This is a genomic window from Brevundimonas sp., assembly GCF_018608325.1.
Lineage (GTDB): Bacteria > Pseudomonadota > Alphaproteobacteria > Caulobacterales > Caulobacteraceae > Brevundimonas.
This window is the reverse complement of the sequence record NZ_JABAZW010000114.1, coordinates 40,165-42,430: the sequence shown is the minus strand read 5'-3', so window position 1 is coordinate 42,430 and position 2,266 is coordinate 40,165. Positions and strand designations below refer to the sequence as shown.

The 2,266-nt window shown below is 63.1% G+C and carries 2 protein-coding genes; both read left to right on the top strand.

The genetic code is table 11. The annotated features are described in order from the left end of the window. The first annotated feature begins 36 nt into the window (after positions 1–36). Complete coding sequence (ctaD, locus tag QZ281_RS11610) at positions 37–1,722, top strand: cytochrome c oxidase subunit I (protein ID WP_292228513.1); 1,686 nt, start codon at positions 37–39, stop codon at positions 1,720–1,722. 87 nt (positions 1,723–1,809) lie between these two features. Then, on the top strand, positions 1,810–2,266 hold a 457-nt coding region (locus QZ281_RS11605; RefSeq protein WP_363297843.1), incomplete at its 3' end, for a UbiA family prenyltransferase.

The window sequence follows — 2,266 nt, the reverse complement described above, 5'->3', positions numbered from 1 at the left end:
CGCCGCAGCGGCCGCCCACTAAGAGGCGAACAGATTATGGCTGACGCTATCGCTACCCGTGACGCGACCCAGACTGGGGCCGCGCACCACGACCATCACGACCACCCCAAGGTGGGCTTCTTCACCCGCTGGTTCCTGTCCACGAACCACAAGGACATCGGCACCCTGTACCTGCTGTTCGCCATCATGGCGGGCATCGTCGGCGGCGCCCTGTCAGGCCTGATCCGCTGGGAACTGGCCGAGCCGGGCATCCAGGTGTTCAAGGAAGGCACGATCGTCCAGTATCTGGGCCTCGTGGAGGCTTCCAAGCACGGCTATAACGCCACGGTTACGGCCCACGCCCTGATCATGATCTTCTTCATGGTCATGCCCGCCATGATCGGCGGCTTCGGCAACTGGTTCGTTCCGATCATGATCGGCGCGCCGGACATGGCCTTCCCGCGCATGAACAACATCTCGTTCTGGCTGCTGTTCTTCGCCTTCGTGCTGTTGATCCTGTCGATGTTCGTCGACGGCGGGCCGGGCAAGGGCTTCGGCGGTGGCTGGACGGCCTATCCGCCTCTGTCGACCGTAGGCCACGTCGGCCCGTCGTTCGACCTGGCCATCTTCGCCCTGCACGTCGCAGGCGCCAGCTCGATCCTGGGCGCCATCAACTTCATCACCACCATCCTGAACATGCGTGCGCCGGGCATGACCCTGCACCGCATGCCGCTGTTCGCCTGGTCGGTTCTGATCACCGCCTTCCTGCTGCTGCTGTCGCTGCCCGTTCTGGCCGGCGCCATCACCATGCTGCTGACGGACCGCAACTTCGGCACCCACTTCTTCGATCCCGCCGGCGGCGGCGATCCGATCATGTACCAGCACTTGTTCTGGTTCTTCGGTCACCCGGAAGTGTACATCCTGATCCTGCCGGGCTTCGGCATCATCAGCCACATCGTCTCGACCTTCTCCAAGAAGCCGATCTTCGGTTACCTGGCGATGGCCTATGCGATGGTCGCCATCGGCTTTGTCGGCTTCGTCGTGTGGGCGCACCACATGTACACGGTCGGCATGAGCGTGAACCTGCGCGCCTACTTCATCGCTGCGACCATGATCATCGCGGTGCCGACGGGCGTTAAGATCTTCAGCTGGATCGCCACCATGTGGGGCGGTTCGATCACCTTCAAGACGCCCATGCTGTGGGCCATCGGCTTCATCTTCCTGTTCACTGTCGGCGGCGTGACCGGCGTGGTGCTGTCGAACGCCGGCATCGACTACAGCCTGCACGACACCTATTACGTCGTGGCGCACTTCCACTACGTGCTGTCTCTGGGCGCGGTCTTCGCCATCTTCGCGGGCTTCTACTACTGGTTCGAGAAGATGTTCGGCGTGAAGTACAACGAGTTCCTGGGCGCGCTGCACTTCTGGATCATGTTCGTCGGTGTGAACCTGGTCTTCTTCCCGCAGCACTTCCTGGGCCTGCAGGGCATGCCGCGTCGCTACATCGACTACCCGGACGCCTTCACCCTGTGGAACCACGTTTCCTCGGTCGGCTATGTGATCACGATCGTCGGCGTCGGCGTCTTCCTGATCATGTTGCTGGAAGCGGCCATTCGTCGCCGTCCGGCTGAAGCCAACCCGTGGGGCGAAGGCGCCACGACCCTGGAGTGGACCCTGTCCTCGCCGCCTCCGACCCACCAGTTCAACGAACTGCCGGTGGTCAAGGCCGACGACGAACACTGATCCCAGGCAAAAGCTGAAACAGCGGGCCGCTCTTTCCAACGGAAGGGGCGGCCTTCTGCTTTTGGGTGTGCTATGCGGCCCGCACAGATGACAGAAGTTCAGACAACACCCGTTCTCTCGACCTCCCAGCCGGAGGATTTCTTCCAGCTGCTGAAGCCGCGCGTCATGTCGCTGGTGGTCTTCACTGCAGCGACTGGCCTGGTCGTGGCGCCGGGGTCGATGAACCCCTTCGTCGCCGCCATCGCCATCCTGTGCATCGCCGTGGGCGCAGGCGCAGCGGGCGCATTGAACATGGCGCTGGAGGGCGAGACAGACGCCCTGATGCGCCGCACGCGCGGACGCCCCGTCGCGGCGGGACGCGTCCGTAAAAATGATGCGATGGCCTTTGGCGTGGTGCTGAGCCTGTTCTCGGTCATGCTGCTGGGCATGAACACCAACTGGCTGGCGGCGGGTCTGCTGGCCCTGACCATCGTCTATTACGCCGGTTTCTACACCCTGCTGCTGAAGCGCCGTACGCCCCAGAACATCGTCATCGGCGGTGCGG